The sequence below is a fragment of the Enterobacter sp. BIGb0383 genome, from assembly GCF_003751845.1.
Lineage (GTDB): Bacteria > Pseudomonadota > Gammaproteobacteria > Enterobacterales > Enterobacteriaceae > BIGb0383.
On sequence record NZ_RJKQ01000002.1, the window covers coordinates 54,306 to 71,302 of the forward strand.

13 protein-coding genes are annotated in these 16,997 nt (G+C 56.6%); 2 read left to right on the plus strand and 11 right to left on the minus strand.

From position 1 onward, the window contains the following. Nucleotides 1-34 precede the first annotated feature (34 nt). From EDF81_RS08670 to EDF81_RS08720, 11 genes are all read right to left on the minus strand, one after another. Nucleotides 35-1,264, minus strand: a complete 1,230-nt coding sequence (locus EDF81_RS08670; protein WP_123347754.1) for a winged helix-turn-helix domain-containing protein — start codon at nt 1,262-1,264, stop codon at nt 35-37. A 41-nt stretch (nt 1,265-1,305) separates the two neighbouring features. Next, nucleotides 1,306-2,286, minus strand: a complete 981-nt coding sequence (lpxK, locus tag EDF81_RS08675; protein WP_123347755.1) for a tetraacyldisaccharide 4'-kinase — start codon at nt 2,284-2,286, stop codon at nt 1,306-1,308. Beyond that, nucleotides 2,283-4,031 carry a lipid A ABC transporter ATP-binding protein/permease MsbA gene (gene msbA, locus EDF81_RS08680; protein WP_123347756.1) on the minus strand — a complete coding sequence of 583 codons (1,749 nt, stop codon included), beginning with the start codon at nt 4,029-4,031 and terminating at the stop codon, nt 2,283-2,285. The genes lpxK and msbA overlap by 4 nt, the downstream gene beginning before the upstream one ends. A gap of 36 nt (nt 4,032-4,067) precedes the next feature. Beyond that, nucleotides 4,068-6,332: a ComEC family protein gene (locus tag EDF81_RS08685; protein WP_123347757.1), complete on the minus strand. Its 2,265-nt coding sequence runs from the start codon at nt 6,330-6,332 to the stop codon at nt 4,068-4,070. 206 nt (nt 6,333-6,538) lie between these two features. Beyond that, the gene (gene ihfB, locus EDF81_RS08690) at nt 6,539-6,823 is read right to left on the minus strand and encodes an integration host factor subunit beta (RefSeq protein WP_031520200.1); all 285 of its coding nucleotides are present in this window, start codon (nt 6,821-6,823) and stop codon (nt 6,539-6,541) included. A 177-nt stretch (nt 6,824-7,000) separates the two neighbouring features. Further along, complete coding sequence (gene rpsA, locus EDF81_RS08695; RefSeq protein WP_123347758.1) at nt 7,001-8,674, minus strand: 30S ribosomal protein S1; 1,674 nt, start codon at nt 8,672-8,674, stop codon at nt 7,001-7,003. 107 nt (nt 8,675-8,781) lie between these two features. Continuing rightward, nucleotides 8,782-9,468 carry a (d)CMP kinase gene (gene cmk / locus EDF81_RS08700; RefSeq protein WP_123347759.1) on the minus strand — a complete coding sequence of 229 codons (687 nt, stop codon included), beginning with the start codon at nt 9,466-9,468 and terminating at the stop codon, nt 8,782-8,784. A gap of 166 nt (nt 9,469-9,634) precedes the next feature. Then, nucleotides 9,635-10,402 (minus strand): M48 family metallopeptidase, encoded by a 768-nt coding sequence (locus EDF81_RS08705; protein ID WP_123347760.1) that lies wholly within the window; start codon nt 10,400-10,402, stop codon nt 9,635-9,637. Nucleotides 10,403-10,538: 136 nt separating this feature from the next. After that, a complete protein-coding gene (gene aroA, locus EDF81_RS08710; protein ID WP_123347761.1) occupies nt 10,539-11,822 on the minus strand; it encodes a 3-phosphoshikimate 1-carboxyvinyltransferase in 1,284 nt (427 codons plus the stop codon). Between the two features lie 73 nt (nt 11,823-11,895). Continuing rightward, complete coding sequence (serC, locus tag EDF81_RS08715) at nt 11,896-12,984, minus strand: 3-phosphoserine/phosphohydroxythreonine transaminase (protein WP_123347762.1); 1,089 nt, start codon at nt 12,982-12,984, stop codon at nt 11,896-11,898. A gap of 163 nt (nt 12,985-13,147) precedes the next feature. Continuing rightward, nucleotides 13,148-13,840, minus strand: a complete 693-nt coding sequence (locus tag EDF81_RS08720; protein WP_123347763.1) for a DUF421 domain-containing protein — start codon at nt 13,838-13,840, stop codon at nt 13,148-13,150. A gap of 137 nt (nt 13,841-13,977) precedes the next feature. Here EDF81_RS08720 and ycaO point away from each other — a divergent pair, with 137 nt between their 5' ends. Further along, entirely contained in the window at nt 13,978-15,738 is a 1,761-nt protein-coding gene (gene ycaO / locus EDF81_RS08725) for a 30S ribosomal protein S12 methylthiotransferase accessory factor YcaO (RefSeq protein ID WP_123349013.1), read from the plus strand. 386 nt (nt 15,739-16,124) lie between these two features. Continuing rightward, on the plus strand, nt 16,125-16,982 hold the full coding sequence (focA, locus tag EDF81_RS08730) for a formate transporter FocA (protein ID WP_123347764.1): 858 nt from the start codon (nt 16,125-16,127) through the stop codon (nt 16,980-16,982). Nucleotides 16,983-16,997: the final 15 nt, after the last annotated feature.

Genomic DNA, 16,997 nt, shown 5'->3' on the forward strand with positions numbered 1-16,997 from the left:
GCAAAATTTGCCGAAAGCATACCACACTGGCAGCTCAGACGGCGTCAATTTCCCAGCCGCCGGTGCGTCCGGCGAATAATCCAGCGGGCAGATGTCCCAGGCGCACCACGCTTGCACCCTGCCACGCGGCAAAATCATCAATTGCCCGCTTCAGCCCCTGCTCCAGCGATGCGCTAAGGTTTGTCTCCGGCTCCAGATAGAGCGCCATGATCTCCAGCTCGCCCGCTTTGCGATGCATCTTGCTGTCCATCCGGCCGACCAGCCTGCCCTGATGAAGCAGCGGCAGAACAAAATAGCCGTACTGACGCTTCGGCGCCGGGGTATAGCACTCCAGGCGATAGCTGAAATTAAACAGCTGCTCCGCACGTTTTCGATCCCAGACCACCGGATCAAACGGGGATAATACCGTGCTGTGGGTGGCGGTAAGCTTACCGGCCTGGGCCAGCGCCATCTGCGGGAGCAGATCCCGGTGCAGCCACATCGGCCCCAGGGTCTCCACCTCCACCGGCAGGATCTCCCCCTGCGCCTGCCACTCGGCCAGTAGCGCAGGCAGCGAGGGCTGGCGCAGCCGGTAGTAGTCCGCCAGCCACTGGGGACGGAAAATACCGAGGCTGCGGGCGCTGTTCAGCAGCATTCGGGCTTCCGCCTCGGGCTTCGGGATGAAATCCCGTTCGTCATCCCAGTCGGGCATCGCCCGTTGGGTTAAATCGTAAACGCGCTGAAAATTACGCCGCTCAACCACCATCACCTGACCTGCGGTAAACAGCCCTTCCAGATGCCGTTTATGCGGTTTCCAGTCCCACCAGCCGGTGGCGCTTTTGCGAGGGTGGGTGAAATCCGCCGAGCGGACCGGACCGCGCTCTTCGATATGGGCCAGCAGCAGGGCAATTTCATCGGCATGCTCTTCCATCCAGCTACGACGATACTTCCAGCCCATATTCTCCGCCGAAAGCATGCGGTGGCGCATCAGCCCAAAGTCGCTGCGCGGCAGGAAACAGGCCTCATGCGCCCAGTATTCCATCAGCTCGCCACGCTTCAGCGCCTCATCCAGCCACTGATTTTGCAGCGTCCCAAGACGGCTGAACAGCACCAGGTAAGGGCTGCGGGCAACAATATTGATGGTGTCTATCTGCAGAAGCGACATTTGCCGGATGCTGTCGAGCACATCGGCGGGGCGGGCGCGGCGACGGGGCTTTTTAAGCAGCCCCTGCGCAGCAAGGTGTAAATGGCGGGCGGCGGTCAGCGAAAGTGGCGTTACGGGCATCGGGATTCCTGTCAGCGAATCAGAAGCGCCCGTAACGAGAACTAACGGTGCGCCAGAGTGATAAGTTCCTGTAATAGCGCGTCGGCGGCAGGTTCGTCAAGCCGGGCATCGACCGGCAGATACCACCAGTTGTCTTCCGCAAAGGCGCGGCACTTCACCGCGTCTTTCTCGGTCATAATCAGCGTATCACCGTCGTTGACCAGTGCCGCCACCTGCGCATGGCTCAGGGCCTGGTGATCCGCCAGGGCAACGGTTTTTTGCAGCACTGCGCCGCAGCTTTCAAGCGTCGCGAAAAAGCGCGGCGGATGTCCGATACCGGCCATCGCAACCAGGTTTTTCAGCCGCACAACGTCACGGCGTTCGCCGCTGAGAAGGTTCACCGCCTGAGCAGGCAGCAGGCGCATCCCGATTTCACCGCTGCGCGGAACGCCGCCATTCGTAATCACCGCATCAACGCTTTTCAGGCGAGACGCGCGTTCCCGCATCGGCCCAGCAGGAAGCCACCAGCCGTTGCCAAAGCGCCGCACGCCGTCAACCACGACAATTTCTTTATCGCGAGCCAGGCGGTAGTGCTGGAGTCCATCATCGGTGATGATCAACTGTAGCGCATGCTGCGCCAGCAGCGCTTTTACCGCATCGCTTCGCACAGGTGACACGGCAACCGGTGCGCCGGTTCGCTGATAAATCAAGACCGGCTCATCGCCCGCTTCGGCCGTGGTGGTCGAGGCATCCAGCAGCAGCGGATAGTGTGCCGCACGACCGCCATAGCCGCGTGATACCACGCCAACCCTCAATCCGCGACGCTGTAGCTGCTCAACCAGCCAGATAACCACCGGCGTTTTGCCGTTGCCGCCCGCCGTCAGGTTTCCCACTACGACCACCGGCACCGGCGCACGCCAGGCTTTCTGCAGCCCCAGTCGGTAGCTCAGGCGAATCAGTCCGCTGACCAGACCGTATAGCCAGGATAGCGGCAGCAGCAGGAGCCACAGCCGCGATTCACCGGACCAGATACGGGCAATCATGCGCCGAATTGCATTTTATGCAGCTGGGCATAGACGCCGCGCATTTCAACCAGCTCGGCATGGTTGCCACGCTCGACGATACGGCCATCTTCCACCACCACAATCTCATCGGCCTTTTCAATGGTCGACAGACGGTGGGCAATCACCAGCGAAGTACGGTTTTTCTGCAGCTCGTCCAGCGCGGACTGGATAGCGCGTTCGGACTCGGTATCCAGCGCCGAGGTCGCTTCATCCAGAATCAGGATCGGGCTGTCGCGCAGCAGCGCACGGGCAATAGCAATACGCTGACGCTGGCCGCCGGAAAGCAGCACGCCGTTTTCACCGATAATGGTATCCAGGCCGTTATCCATCTTACTGATAAAGTCCATGGCATAGGCCATTCGCGCCGCATTTTCGATCTGCTCACGGCTGAACTCTTCGGTACGCGCATAGGCGATGTTATTCGCCACGGTGTCATTAAAGAGGTGCACGTTCTGGGAAACCAGCGCCACCTGATTACGCAGCGACGACAGCTTGTACTCGCGCAGGTCGTGACCATCCATCAGGACCTCGCCTTCATCAACGTCATAAAAACGGGTCAGCAGGCTGGCGAGCGTGGATTTACCGGAACCGGAACGCCCCACCAGCGCCACGGTTTTCCCCGCCGGGATCGTCAGGTTAATATCGCGCAGGGCTGGCGTTTCGCGGCCCGGATAGGTGAAGGTGACATTGCGGAATTCGATATCGCCGCGAGCACGCTCAACCACGCGCGTGCCGTCGTCATTTTCCTGCTCGCTATCCAGAATGGCGAACAGCGTCTGGCAGGCGGCCATCCCGCGCTGGAACTGGGCGTTCACGTTAGTCAGTGATTTCAGCGGACGCATCAGGGCGATCATCGATGAGAAGACCACGGTAATGGTGCCCGCGCTCAGGGTTGCCATCACGCTCGGGAAACTGGCAGCATAGAGCACAAAGGCCAGCGCCAGGGAGGCAATCAGCTGAATAATCGGATCGGAAATGGAGGAAGCAGAGACCATTTTCATGCCCTGCAGGCGCATTTTATTGCTGACCTTATCGAAGCGCTGGGTTTCGACTTCCTGCCCACCAAAGATCAGCACCTCTTTGTGGCCCTTCAGCATCTGTTCTGCGCTGGTGGTCACCTGCCCCATGGTGTTCTGCATGTTCTTACTGATGGAACGGAAACGCTTAGACACCACGCGGATAGCAATAGAGACAATCGGCGCGAGCACGATCAGAATCAGCGACAGCTGCCAGCTGTAGTAAAACATCATCGCAAAGAGCGCGATAATCGACGCCCCTTCACGAACGACGGTAATCAGTGCGCTGGAAGACGATGACGCCACCTGCTCGGAATCATAGGTGATTCGGGATAGCAGCGTGCCGGTAGACTGCTTATCGAAAAAGGAGACCGGCATTCCCATCATATGGCCAAACAGTCGACGACGTATGGTCATCACCACTTTGCCGGAGACCCAGGAGAGACAGTAGCTGGAGATATAGCTGGTAATACCGCGCACGATCATCAGCCCAATCACCACCAGCGGCATCCACAGCAGCACGGAGCGATCTGCCTTACCAAAACCCTCATCCAGTAACGGTTTGAGCAGCGACAGCATAAAGGCGTCGCTGGCTGCGTTCAGTACTAACGCCACTGCGGCCACGGCAAGCCCGGTTTTAAACGGCGCAATAGTGGGCCAGAGTCGGCGGAACGTTTGCCACGTGGAGAGATCTTTATCGTTATGCATTCAGAAAACCAGCATCTGTTGAAATAGCCGCATATTCTACCCGTTATCCCCTCTCGCGCCAAACCGCTGATGATACCAACGGGGTAAAATATCCCTTCTCAAACTGTGTATTTTCCAGGTTCCGGCAGAAAAAACCACCGTCACCTGCCCTTCATGTGGCGTATCCAGCCACTGATAGCCCTGCTGTTGGTAGCGTTCAACGACGCTTTTCGACGGCAGTCGCCAGGCGTTAAAACGGGACGTTGATGCCAGCGCCACGCTGCCCTTTACCCGCCGTAGCAGCGTCACCGTCGATGATGTCCGGCTACCGTGATGCGGAACCTGAATAAGTGTAGCCGCCAGATGCGTCCAGTAGCGGGACAGCATTTTTGCCTCTGCCGGGGCTTCAATATCGCCGGTTAACAGGATGCTATGCCGCCCGTCGTCCACCTTGACCACGCAGGAACCGTTATTGCCCTCATCTCTATTGCCGGGCAGCGGCCAGTGAACGCTAAAGGTCAGGCCCTGCCACTGCCAGCGGTCGCCGCGCTGACAGGGCTGGTGCCCTTCCCAGCCCAGCGGGCTACGTACCCAGGCGGTGGGCCAGGCGGCCTGTAAGCTACGCAACCCACCGCGATGATCGAGATGGCTATGGCTAATGATCATGCCGTCCAGCCTGATATTGTGCCAGCGCAGCCAGGGATCGATGGCCTGCTGACCCGCATCGCCACCGGGCCATGCCGGACCGGTATCGTAGAGAATAGCGCGTCCGTGTCGCACAATCGCCAGCGCCAGACCGTGCCCCACGTCCAGCATATGTACCGACCAGCTATCGTCCCGGCTTTTTTGCCAGAGCGGAAACGTCAGCAGCACGGGCAGCGCCAGGCAAACGGCGGGGCAAGCCTGCCATAGCCGGAGTCGCCAGGCGATCACCGAAAGCCAGGGCAGCAGCGTCGCCCACAGCCAGCGCCCGTCGAGGCTATGCCAGCCGTCAGGCAACAGCGTCAGCAGATAAAACATCAGCGCCAGCAGGCGATCCGCCAGATACCAGGCCAGTTGCTCCAGCCCGGCCGGACCGGACAGATGCAATATCATGCCAGCCAGGATAATGGGCACCACCACAAAAGTGACCAGCGGCACCGCCAGCAGATTTGCCAGCATCGATGTCAGGCTGATACCGTGAAACAGAGCCACCTGCATCGGCAACAGGAGCAGCGTCATGCCCAGTTGAATATGCACCAGCCCTTTCAGCGCGTTAAGTCCCCATGCCGCCCTCACGCGGGAAAACGGCAGCCACTGAAACCAGAAAATCAGCGCAGCCACAGCCAGTGCCGACAGCCACAGGCTATCGGACAGTATCGCCAGCGGATCGACCACCAGGATCCCGGCGATACAGCACAGCCATACCTGCCAGGCCCTCCACTGTACCCCGCTCAGGCGCAGCAGCATCCAGAGGCTCATCCCGACAATGGTCCGCAGCGCCGGGGGCTGTAAACCGCTTAATGTGGCATACAGGATCGCACCGGCCAGGCCAACCAGCGGCGGAATAAACCAGCGGACCCAGCGACAGGGTAAAAAGAACTGTACTGCACGTGCCAGCAGCCACCCCAGCGATCCGGCAAGCCCGATATGCAGGCCGGAAATGGCCATCAGATGGGCAATCCCGGTCTGGCGCATCAGCCATTTTACCTCTGCCGACAGCGCCACCCGTTCCCCCATACCCAGCGCCAGAATCACCGACTTCCAGGGGTAGTCCTCAAGCGTGGTGCTCAGCGAGTCGAGATAACGGGCACGCGGACTACAGCGACCGTCAATCAAACGGGCCTTGAGAACACGACCCGTGACAGGTTTATTCTGCGACAGGGCATAGCGCTGGCCATCGAACCCGCCTTCATTAAGCTGGCTATGCACCGGACGCAGGCGCAGAGTCATCGCCCAGCGCTGGCCACCACAGACTGGTTCTGGCAGCGCATCGCTGTAGAGCTTCACGCCGGGTGCCGGAAACAGACGCCTGCCGTCGTGCCTGATGATAAAGCCTTCGTGTTTACCGACGCCGTCAGTGGTGGCGAGGGTGACCTCAACCTGACGGTCGCGGCCCGCAAGGGTTTCGGCAGGCTGCACCACTTCCTGCGCGGCCAGTAGCCCCCAGCCGAAGAAAACGGTCGTTAACCCGACGTAGCGCAGAACGGATAGCGGCGTTGCTGCAAGGACAAAACCGCAGCCCAGCACCACAACAGTGGTCGAGTACGCGGGCAGCGTCGGTAGCCAGAATAGCGGCAGTATGCCGGTAATAATGCAGATACAGAGTCGCGGCAGCGGCATCGATTCCTCCTGTTAACGGGAGTATCGCGCGTCGGCTGCGCCCTGTCGGCGGGAGCTTGTTCAGTCTGCGTAACGCAGTGCAGACTTTCGTTGTCGTTGCAGCATCGCCGGGGAGAAGTGCGAGCAGAGCAGAAAAGAAAAAAGCACCCGGTCGGGTGCTTTTTCCATAAGGTCCAGATCTTGTGGGCGGCTGCCCGCAACAGAACTCAACCGTAAATATTGGCGCGATCGCGCAGTTCTTTACCTGGCTTGAAGTGCGGAACGTATTTACCTTCCAGATCCACTTTATCGCCGGTTTTCGGGTTACGCCCGGTGCGCGGAGCACGATAGTGCAAGGAGAAGCTGCCGAAACCGCGGATTTCAATACGCTCGCCCTGTGCGAGTGTAGAGGCCATATGCTCAAGCATCTCTTTTACCGCATCTTCCACCGCTTTCGCCGGGATATGAGATTGCTGGCTTGCAAGTCTTTCGATTAACTCTGACTTGGTCATGTTTCCTCCGGTTTCCTGATCAGGAATTTTAGCTAACAGCATCAAACAAGGGCGGCAAAAAGCCGCCCTTTGTGCTTGATTACAGGACGAATCCTGCAATCTGTCAAGTAACTCTTCAACCTTCAGGCTGCAAGGGTAGCAAAGCGACCCGCTACGGCCCGAAAGTCAGGGAGTAACTTACTCGCCTTTAGCTGCTTTGAACGCTTCAGCCATCGCGTTAGAGAAGTTGCCTTCTTCCTGTTTGTTGTTAACAGTAGCGATTGCATCTTTCTCATCAGCTTCGTCTTTAGCACGAACAGACAGGCTAATTGCGCGGTTCTTACGGTCAACACCGGTGAATTTAGCTTCAACGTCGTCGCCTACGTTCAGAACCAGAGTTGCGTCTTCAACGCGGTCACGGGATGCTTCAGAAGCACGCAGGTAACCTTCAACGCCGTCGGCCAGTTCTACGGTTGCGCCTTTCGCGTCAACTGCAGTTACTTTACCGTTTACGATAGCGCCTTTCTTGTTCACAGCAACCCAGTTGTTGAACGGATCTTCTGCGAGCTGTTTAACGCCCAGAGAGATACGCTCGCGCTCTGCGTCAACCTGCAGAACAACCGCTGCGATTTCGTCGCCTTTTTTGTATTCACGAACTGCTTCTTCGCCTGCAACGTTCCAGGAGATGTCAGACAGGTGAACCAGGCCGTCGATGCCGCCGTCCAGGCCGATGAAGATACCGAAGTCAGTGATAGACTTGATTTTACCGTCAACACGGTCACCCTTGTTGTGGGTTTCCGCGAACTGCTGCCACGGGTTGTTTTTGCACTGTTTCAGGCCCAGGGAGATACGACGACGTTCTTCGTCGATATCCAGAACCATCACTTCCACTACGTCGCCAACGTTAACAACTTTGGACGGGTGGATGTTTTTGTTGGTCCAGTCCATTTCGGAAACGTGCACCAGGCCTTCAACGCCTTCTTCGATTTCAACGAAGCAGCCGTAGTCGGTCAGGTTGGTCACGCGGCCAGTCAGGCGGGTGCCTTCCGGGTAACGCTTAGCGATAGCAACCCACGGATCCTCGCCCAGCTGTTTCAGGCCCAGGGATACACGGGTACGCTCGCGGTCGAACTTCAGCACTTTAACAGTGATTTCGTCGCCCACGTTCACGATTTCGCTCGGATGCTTAACGCGTTTCCAGGCCATGTCAGTGATGTGCAGCAGGCCGTCAACGCCGCCCAGATCAACGAATGCACCGTAGTCAGTGAGGTTCTTAACGATACCTTTAACTTCCATGCCTTCCTGCAGGTTTTCCAGCAGCTGATCGCGTTCTGCGCTGTTTTCGGATTCGATAACGGCACGACGGGAAACAACAACGTTGTTACGCTTCTGGTCCAGCTTGATGACTTTGAATTCAAGCTCTTTGCCTTCCAGGTGCAGCGTGTCGCGAACCGGACGAACGTCTACCAGGGAACCCGGCAGGAACGCGCGAATACCGTTCAGCTCAACAGTGAAGCCACCTTTAACTTTGCCGTTGATAACACCGACGACAGTTTCAGCTTCTTCGTAAGCTTTTTCCAGCGTGATCCAAGCTTCATGACGTTTAGCTTTTTCACGGGACAGCAGGGTTTCACCGAAGCCGTCTTCTACTGCATCGAGAGCAACGTCAACTTCGTCACCAACCTGGATTTCCAGTTCGCCCTGGGCGTTTTTGAACTGCTCAGCCGGAATGGCGGACTCAGATTTCAGACCGGCGTCAACCAGTACGATATCTTTGTCGATAGCAACAACAACACCACGAACGATGGAACCCGGACGGGTTTCGATGGTTTTTAAGGATTCTTCAAATAGTTGAGCAAAAGATTCAGTCATGTTTAATCTTCAGGTTTCATATTTAACGTCCACCTGGCTCCATGCCGGATGGGGTTGTTTCACATACCGCTGACAATCCTTTGCAGCGGGGTACTGCATTCTGTCGCTTATTCAGCGAGTGCCAATTTTTGGCGCGCATAGTATAGCGCTTTTTCAATCACTTGCTCAATGCTTAAGCGGGTTGAATCCAGCACTAAAGCATCAGCTGCGGGCACCAGTGGCGCCACGGGCCGATTACGGTCGCGATCGTCGCGTTCCTTTATTTCGGCCAAAAGGCGTTCAAAGTTAACACTAAAGCCCTTCTCCTGCAACTGCAGCATGCGACGCTGCGCACGTTCTTCCGGTGAGGCATCAAGGAAAATTTTAACCGGCGCGTCGGGGAACACCACGGTACCCATATCGCGGCCGTCGGCGATCAGGCCCGGCGCTTCACGGAAAGCGCGCTGACGGCGCAGCAGGGCTTCACGTACGCGGGGGAATGCCGCCACCTGCGAAGCGGCATTCGCCACTTCCTGGGTGCGGATCTCACCGCTGACATCTTCACCTTCGAGGATCACTTCCAGCCTGCCGTCCGTCGAGACAAAGCGTACGTCCAGATGTACCGCCAGCGGCACCAGGATCTCTTCCGACGTGACGTCCACATGGTGGTGCAGCGCGGCAAGCGCAAGCACGCGATAGATCGCACCCGAGTCCAGCAGATGCCACTGCAATGCTTCCGCCATCGCCTTGCACAGAGTGCCTTTACCAGCACCGCTTGGCCCATCAATGGTGATTACCGGGGCTATTGCCGCCATCTTATTCTCCTTCAAGCAAGGCAGGTTACGTAAACGCCGCGCATTATACGCGTCAATGCGTCTGACCGTTAATATTGCTTGCGAATAACGCCGTTATTGCAGCTGAGTGTAGAAGAATTACGCGGGAAGGCGGGCTGATTTACATCAGCCCGTTAAGCAAGGAAGATTATTTCTTATCGCTGGCAATACGATCGCGGATGTGCTGAGCACGCTCTGCTGACGGCGGATGCGAGTCAAACATTGAAGACTCAGAGCCGGCATCCAGTTTGGCCAGCTTCTCGAAGCTGGTCACCAGGCCTTTGGTGCTGATTTTACGTTTTTTCAGCAGGTCATAGGAGAAATCATCCGCATCGGACTCCTGGCTACGGGAGAAGGCTGAGTTGATCATCCCCTCTGCCAGGTCGCCCAGCTGGGAATCAGAGAGCTGAGCACCAACCGCGCTGCTTGCGGAAATGGCGTCGCGTGCGGCCAGCGTCGCATAAGCCGTCTGCATCGCTTTGCGGGTATGACCCAGCGCAACGTGGCCCATTTCATGGCCGAGAACCGCTTCGACTTCGTTGTCGGTCATCATATCCATCAGGCCGCTGTAAACGCGGATGCAGCCGTTAGCCATCGCCCAGGCGTTAACGTCTTTTGTCTGATAGACCTTGTAGTTAACCGGCGTGCCGTCGATGGAGCTTCCCAGCGCGCTGGAGATTTTGGCCAGACGTTTTGCGTAGGTGCTGGAGGCCGGTGCGATGGTGTTTTGCTTATCCATCTCAACGCAGGCGTCGTCAGACAGCGCTTTCACATCAGCATCGCTCAGCGTCGCCGCTTTGTAGGCAGACATCCCCGATTTTGCCAGTGCGTCCGGGCTAATACCGCCCATATTTTTACAGCCAGAGACCAAAGTTGCCGCCACCAGGCAGGCTAAAAGCATTTTTTTATTTTTCATCAATCATCCATGTGTTAATCAGTTGAATAGTCGGGACAATCCCGCACTAAGCGTAACACTATCAGACGATGAATAAGTCACCAAACAATGACAGGTGCGCCCCGCGCCATAATGTGATACGGCGCGGGGCGAACGATCAGGCAGGCTGGCTAATACGCGCCAGCTGTTCGAAATAATCGGGGAAAGTTTTGGCGGTGCATTTCGGGTCAAGGATAGTGACCGGCGTATCCGACAGCGCCACCAGCGAGAAACACATCGCCATACGGTGATCGTTGTACGTCCCGATTTCAGCAAACTGCAGTGCAGCAGGCGGCGTGATGCGAATAAAATCTTCGCCCTCTTCCACGGTGGCACCGACTTTACGCAGCTCGGTCGCCATTGCGAACAGACGATCGGTCTCTTTAACGCGCCAGTTGTAAATATTGCGCAGCGTAGTGGTCCCTTTGGCAAACAGCGCCGCGGTGGCGATGGTCATCGCTGCATCGGGGATATGGTTCATATCCATATCGATGGCGTTTAGCTCACCACGGGTACAGGCGATATAGTCGTCACCCCAGACCACCGTCGCACCCATTTTTTCCAGCACGTCAGCAAAGCGAATATCGCCCTGCACGCTGTTGCGACCGATACCGGTCACCTTCACGGTGCCGCCTTTGATCGCCCCGGCCGCGAGGAAATAGGAGGCAGACGACGCATCGCCTTCCACCAGATACTCGCCCGGCGACTGATACTGCTGGCCGCCACGTACCACGAAGCGCTGGTACTGCTGATTTTCAACCTCAACGCCAAAGGTTTTCATCAGATGCAGCGTGATGTCGATATAGGGCTTAGAGACCAGATCGCCTTTAATGGTAATGACCGTGTCCTGCGGCGCAACGGGGGCGGTCATCAGCAGCGCGGTTAAGAACTGGCTGGAGACGCTGCCGTCAACGCTCACGTCGCCGCCGGTGAAACCACCGCACAGGCGCAGAGGAGGATAGTTTTCCTGCTCCAGATACTCAATCTTTGCCCCACCCTGACGCAGTGCATCCACCAGATGCCCAATCGGACGCTCTTTCATTCGCGGCTCCCCGGTCAGGACCAGATCGCCCGCACCTAAGCACAGCGCCGCCGCCAGCGGGCGCATCGCCGTACCGGCGTTACCGAGGAACAGTTCCAGTTTCTCGCTGGACTGCAGCGGGCCGCCGACGCCGGTCACTTCGCAGCGGGTGCGATCGGCAGACAGGGTGTAGTGCACGCCTAACGCGCTAAGCGCATTGAGCATATGGCGCACGTCGTCGCTGTCCAGCAGGTTGGTCAGGACGGTGGTGCCACGGGCAAATGCGGCAAGCAGCAGGGCACGGTTTGAGACACTCTTTGAGCCTGGCAGATTGATGGTGCCATCTACCCGTGCGATGGGTTGTAACGTCAGGGATTCCATGAAACTTCACTCTCTACAAACAGAATAAAACCCCCGGCGTCCAGCGGCGGGGGTACAGTAAAAAACAGCGGGTTTAACCGTGGCGGCGTTCGAAGTCGACCATAAAGTCGGTCAGCGCCTGTACGCCCGCCAGCGGCATCGCGTTATAGATGGAGGCGCGCATCCCGCCGACCACACGGTGGCCTTTCAGGGCGTGCAGACCGGCGGCGAAAGACTCCTCAAGGAAGACTTTGTCCAGCGCGCTGTCCGCCAGCTGGAACGGCACGTTCATACGGGAACGGTTGGCCTTCGCCACGTCGTTACGATAGAAATCGCTGCGATCGATAACGCCGTACAGCAGGTCGGCTTTCTGCTGGTTGATGCGATCCATAACGGCAACGCCACCCTGTGCTTTCAGCCATTTAAAGACCAGGCCAGAGAGATACCAGGCAAAGGTCGGCGGCGTGTTAAACATCGAGTCGTTATCGTTGAGCACGCTATAGTCGAGGATCGACGGACAGGACGGGTGTGCTTTACCTAACAGGTCTTCGCGCACGATCACCAGGGTCAGACCTGCCGGGCCGATATTTTTCTGCGCACCGGCGTAAATCACACCGAAGCGGCTCACGTCGAGAGGGCTGGATAAAATCGTCGAGGAGAAGTCAGCGGTGACGATGACGTCGTCACCGAAGTCCGGCGTTTCGTCGATAGCAATACCGTCGATGGTTTCGTTCGGACAGTAGTGCAGATAAGCGGCGTTATCGCTCAGCTGCCAGTCGCGCATCGGTTTTACCGCACGCAGGCCGTCAACAGTCGTTTTCGCGTCAATCACGTTCGGTGCGCAGTATTTTTTCGCTTCTTTTACCGCGCTGGCCGCCCAGTAGCCCGCATCGACATAATCCGCGGCGGTTTTGTCACCCAGCAGATTCAGCGGTACGCCGGCAAACTGGCCGCGACCGCCGCCGTGACAGAACAGAACCTTATAGTTAGAGGGGATGTTCAGCAGTTCACGGAAGTCAGCCTCAGCCTCTTCCGCCACCTGGATAAACTCTTTGCCACGGTGGCTAATTTCCATTACCGATGTGCCAAGACCTTGCCAGTCACAGAGTTCCTGCTGCGCCTGTTTAAGCACATCCGCCGGTAATACTGCCGGGCCAGAACTAAAATTAAAGACCTGAGTCATTTCCCCTCACCACGCTAAAAGCAAATAAGTTATTCCTGTGACCATCGGTTTTATCATTCAGCGCCACGCGCCGCAACGGGTAATAGATGCCGGAGGTAAGTTGTGCGCGCAATCACATAGCAGAATGTTTTGTCCGGCGAGAACAGACCCGATAAAAACCCTGTTATGTGACGCGAATCGCCCGGCTGGCCTTCGACCATTCTGGATTTGCACAGCGCGGACATAATTGATGCTCACCGGCCTGCATACTGAGAATATGGCTACAGCGCACGCAGGCATACTCACCCGCTTCGGGCACGGTGGTAAAGCGGGGGTAGCACTCGCCGGGAAGAATACAAAGACCCGATTTCACCTCTTCATCGGGATAGAAGTAAACGCTGATCTGGCCGTTGGTTTCCATAATCGACAGCCGGACCTGCCCCAGTTGCTCAACGCCGCTCAGGCGCAGCTCCATAAAGAATTCAAACTCGGTGAGGCTCGCCTCGCGCATTTTGTTCCACGCCAGCTCGCCCTGATTGACGATGACCACCGGCTTGCCTTCAAGCAGGTCCTCCAGCTTTTCGCTGTGGGACATCAGCCACATGATCAGTCGATACAGCGCGGCCAGAGTGATAAACACCACCAGCACCGGCAGCATGGGCACATCGTCATAAAAGGCCACGTCCCCGGCGGCCGATCCGAGCGTCAGGATTATCAGCACCTCGAACAGCGACATCTGCCGCACGCCGCGTCGACCGGTAATTTTGAGAAAAAGAAAGACTAAAACAAAGGTGTAAAAACTGCGTAATGCGACTTCCCCCAAAAACTCCAGCGGGACCTTGTCCAGGGCCATGCGATGCAGATCAAAGGCTTTCATTTTTCATACCTTAGCGGTCACTTTCCTCCCCTAAGCATAGCCAGCGGTTTTATTTTCGTCGGGCCGGGCAGGAAGATAGCGTCAGTCACCTAAAACCCGTATCATTGCGCGCTTTCCGTACGATAAAAGTGAACACCATGACGCAAACATTTATTCCCGGCAAAGATGCCGCACTGGAAGACTCCATCGCCCGCTTCCAGCAGAAACTGACCGACCTCGGTTTCAACATCGAAGAGGCCTCCTGGCTGAATCCGGTGCCTAACGTCTGGTCCGTACACATCCGCGATAAAGAGTGCGCCCTGTGCTTTACCAACGGTAAAGGCGCCACCAAAAAAGCCGCGCTGGCCTCGGCGCTGGGTGAATATTTCGAACGTCTGTCCACTAACTATTTCTTCGCTGACTTCTGGCTGGGCGACACCATCGCTAACGGCCCGTTCGTTCACTACCCGAACGAGAAGTGGTTCCCGCTGACCGAAGATGATGACGTGCCGGAAGGCCTTCTCGACGCGCGTCTGCGCGCTTTCTACGATCCGGATGATGCCCTGACCGCCGGTATGCTGGTCGATCTGCAGTCCGGTAACGACGCGCGCGGGATCTGCGCCCTGCCGTTTACCCGCCAGTCCGATGAGCAGACCGTCTATATTCCGATGAATATCGTCGGCAACCTGTACGTCTCTAACGGTATGTCCGCCGGTAATACCCGCAACGAAGCCCGCGTGCAGGGTCTGTCTGAAGTCTTTGAACGTCACATTAAAAACCGCATCATCGCCGAAAGCATCAGCCTGCCGGAAATCCCGGCTGACGTGCTGGCCCGCTATCCGGGCGTGGTGGCTTCGATTGAGAAGCTGGAAGCAGAAGGTTTCCCGATCTTTGCCTACGACGGCTCCCTGGGCGGCAAGTACCCGGTGATCTGCGTGGTCCTGTTTAACCCGGCCAACGGCACCTGTTTCGCCTCCTTCGGCGCACACCCGGACTTTGGCGTCGCGCTGGAGCGTACCGTCACCGAACTGCTGCAGGGCCGCGGCCTGAAAGATCTGGACGTGTTCACTCCGCCGACCTTCGACGATGAAGAAGTGGCCGAGCACGCAAACCTGGAAACCCACTTTATCGACTCCAGCGGTCTGATCTCCTGGGATACCTTCAAGCAGGACGCAGATTATCCGTTCGTGGACTGGAGCTTCTCCGGCACCACCGAAGAAGAGTTCGCCACCCTGATGGCTATCTTCAAAGCGGAAGACCAGGAAGTCTATATCGCCGACTACGAGCACCTGAGCGTCTACGCCTGCCGTATCATCGTGCCGGGCATGTCCGATATCTATCCAGCGGAAGACCTGTGGCTGGCGAACAACAGCATGGGCAGCCATCTGCGCGAAACTCTGCTGGCGCTGCCGGGCAGCGAGTGGAATAAAGAGGACTACCTTAACCTTATCACCCAGCTGGATGATGAAGGCCATGACGACTTCACCCGCGTCCGTGAACTGCTGGGCATTGCAAGCGGTAAAGATAACGGCTGGTATACCCTGCGTATTGGCGAGCTGAAAGCCATGCTGGCGCTGGCCGGTGGCGATATGGAACAGGCGCTGATCTGGACCGAGTGGACCATGGAGTTCAACGCGTCAATCTTTACGCCTGAGCGCGCGAACTACTATCGCTGCCTGCAGACCCTGCTGCTGCTGACCCAGGAGCCAGAACGTGAACCTGCCCAGTACCTGCACGCCTTTGTGCGCATGTACGGTCAGGATGCGGTAGACGCAGCAAGCGCGGCCATCAGCGGCGAAGAGCCGTTCTACGGTCTGCAGAGCTCCGACAGCGATCTGCACGCCTTCCCGGCGCATCAGTCCCTGCTGAAGGCGTACGAAAAGCTGCAGCGTGCGAAAGCCGCCTGGTGGCAGAAATAAATTCGGTTCAGGACAATACCTGACTATATTGAGGGGCCTTTCGGGGCCCCTTTTCCTTATATTTTTTATGGACTTTGGTGGGGATGTAATTAATACGTTAATTACGAGTAGTCATGTAAGAAATAATTAGCCCAGAATGTTAATTAATATGACATCTACCCCTGAATAATTAACGGGTTTCGGTAACGCACAGAGAAATATTTCAACTGATAGTGCAAAGTTTAAAATTTATTTTTATCATATAAAACATAAAGTTACACCCAAAACCAGTCAAAACCCTGCGGAATGTGTCCCTATAAGCCAGGTGAGATATGATCTGCATCAAATTCTCTTCTATAATGCTTTGTTAGTATCTCCTCGCCGACATAAATACAGAGAGAGTTAGTGTGAAAGCTGACAACCCTTTCGATCTACTAGTCCCAGCTGCGATGGCCAAAGTTGCCGAAGAAGCCGGTGTCTATAAAGCAACAAAACATCCGCTTACCACCTTTTATCTGGCGATAACCGCGGGCGTCTTTATCTCTATCGCATTTGTTTTCTATATCACCTCCACCACCGGGGCCGGGACGATGCCGTATGGCATGACCAAACTGATTGGTGGGATCTGCTTCTCGTTAGGGCTGATTCTCTGCATCATCTGTGGGGCTGACCTGTTTACTTCAACCGTGCTGATCGTTGTCGCCAAAGCGAGCGGTCGCATCAGCTGGATGCAGCTGACGAAGAACTGGTTGAATGTTTACATCGGTAACCTGGTGGGCGCACTGCTCTTCGTACTGCTTATCTGGCTTGCCGGCCAGTATAGGGTCGCCGACGGAGCCTGGGGCATGAATGTCCTGCAAACCGCCGACCATAAAATGCACCATACTTTTATCGAAGCCGTCGCGCTCGGTATCCTGGCGAACTTGTTGGTTTGTCTGGCCGTCTGGATGAGTTATTCCGGCCGTAGCCTGATGGACAAAGCGCTTATTATGGTGTTGCCGGTTGCGATGTTTGTCGCCAGCGGCTTTGAGCACAGCATTGCGAACATGTTTATGATCCCGCTGGGTATCGTAATCCGCAACTTTGCCACCCCGGAATTCTGGACCGCAGTCGGTTCGTCTCCGGACAATTTCTCTCACCTGACAGTGATGAATTTTATCACCGACAACCTGATTCCGGTTACCATTGGTAACATCATCGGCGGAGGTTTGTTAGTCGGGTTGACATACTGGGTCATTTACCTGCGTGGCGACGACCATCATTGATGGCAGTCTCAGGCA

What these genes read in the sequence shown, in the direction of transcription:
- cmk (WP_123347759.1), bottom strand. Translation starts at nt 9,468, where the DNA reads ATGGCGGCAATAGCCCCGGTAATCACCATTGATGGGCCAAGCGGTGCT.
- lpxK (WP_123347755.1), bottom strand. Translation starts at nt 2,286, where the DNA reads ATGATTGCCCGTATCTGGTCCGGTGAATCGCGGCTGTGGCTCCTGCTG.
- serC (WP_123347762.1), bottom strand. Translation starts at nt 12,984, where the DNA reads ATGACTCAGGTCTTTAATTTTAGTTCTGGCCCGGCAGTATTACCGGCG.
- msbA (WP_123347756.1), bottom strand. Translation starts at nt 4,031, where the DNA reads ATGCATAACGATAAAGATCTCTCCACGTGGCAAACGTTCCGCCGACTC.
- rpsA (WP_123347758.1), bottom strand. Translation starts at nt 8,674, where the DNA reads ATGACTGAATCTTTTGCTCAACTATTTGAAGAATCCTTAAAAACCATC.
- ihfB (WP_031520200.1), bottom strand. Translation starts at nt 6,823, where the DNA reads ATGACCAAGTCAGAGTTAATCGAAAGACTTGCAAGCCAGCAATCTCAT.
- EDF81_RS08705 (WP_123347760.1), bottom strand. Translation starts at nt 10,402, where the DNA reads ATGAAAAATAAAAAAATGCTTTTAGCCTGCCTGGTGGCGGCAACTTTG.
- EDF81_RS08720 (WP_123347763.1), bottom strand. Translation starts at nt 13,840, where the DNA reads ATGAAAGCCTTTGATCTGCATCGCATGGCCCTGGACAAGGTCCCGCTG.
- ycaO (WP_123349013.1), top strand. Translation starts at nt 13,978, where the DNA reads ATGACGCAAACATTTATTCCCGGCAAAGATGCCGCACTGGAAGACTCC.
- EDF81_RS08670 (WP_123347754.1), bottom strand. Translation starts at nt 1,264, where the DNA reads ATGCCCGTAACGCCACTTTCGCTGACCGCCGCCCGCCATTTACACCTT.
- EDF81_RS08685 (WP_123347757.1), bottom strand. Translation starts at nt 6,332, where the DNA reads ATGCCGCTGCCGCGACTCTGTATCTGCATTATTACCGGCATACTGCCG.
- aroA (WP_123347761.1), bottom strand. Translation starts at nt 11,822, where the DNA reads ATGGAATCCCTGACGTTACAACCCATCGCACGGGTAGATGGCACCATC.